Origin of the sequence: Streptomyces sp. MMG1121 (genome assembly GCF_001280015.1) — a bacterium.
Classification (GTDB): Bacteria; Actinomycetota; Actinomycetes; order Streptomycetales; family Streptomycetaceae; genus Streptomyces.
Genome location: NZ_LGDV01000065.1, coordinates 1 through 579, shown reverse-complemented (window position 1 = coordinate 579; position 579 = coordinate 1). Strand labels below are relative to the sequence as shown.

Below are 579 nucleotides of genomic sequence, written 5' to 3'. Positions count from 1 at the left end.
GCACACCGCATCCAAAGCAGCAGCGAACACCGGAAACACCCCGGCCAACTCCCGGCCCATCCCCAACCGCTGCGACCCCTGCCCCGAGAACAAGAAGGCCCTCTTGCCGCCCTCGATCAGCGTTCCGTCCACCACGTTCGGCGCGGACTCGCCGCGCGCCAACGATCCGATTCCTGCGAGGAGTTGGCTTTCGTCCCGGCCGAACACCACCGCCCGGCGCTCCAGGGAGGCACGCGACGTGGCCAGCGAGAACCCGACGTCGACGGGGTCGAGGCCGCCGCTCCTGGCTGCGAAGGCGCCGAACCGGCCGGCTTGCGCCCGCAGGTTCTGCCCGTCCCGTCCGGACAGCACCCAGGGTATGAGCGCGGCCCGCTCGCCGACGCCAGCGTCGTCGGAACCGTCGCCCGCGGCGTGGAACTCGGATTCCGTGGCATCCCGTTCAAGGATCACGTGGGCGTTGGTCCCGCTGATCCCGAACGCCGAGACACCGGCCCGGCGCGGGCGCCCTTCGGTCTCCGGCCAGTCCACCTGCTCCGTCAGCAGAGAGACCGCGCCCGCGGACCAGTCCACGTGCGGGGT

At 71.5% G+C, this 579-nt stretch carries 1 protein-coding gene; it reads right to left on the bottom strand.

Translation table 11 applies throughout. The annotated features are described in order from the left end of the window. A partial coding sequence (locus ADK64_RS07985; protein WP_324614370.1) for a ketoacyl-synthetase C-terminal extension domain-containing protein occupies positions 1-570 on the bottom strand: 570 nt, incomplete at its 3' end. Positions 571-579 lie beyond the last annotated feature (9 nt).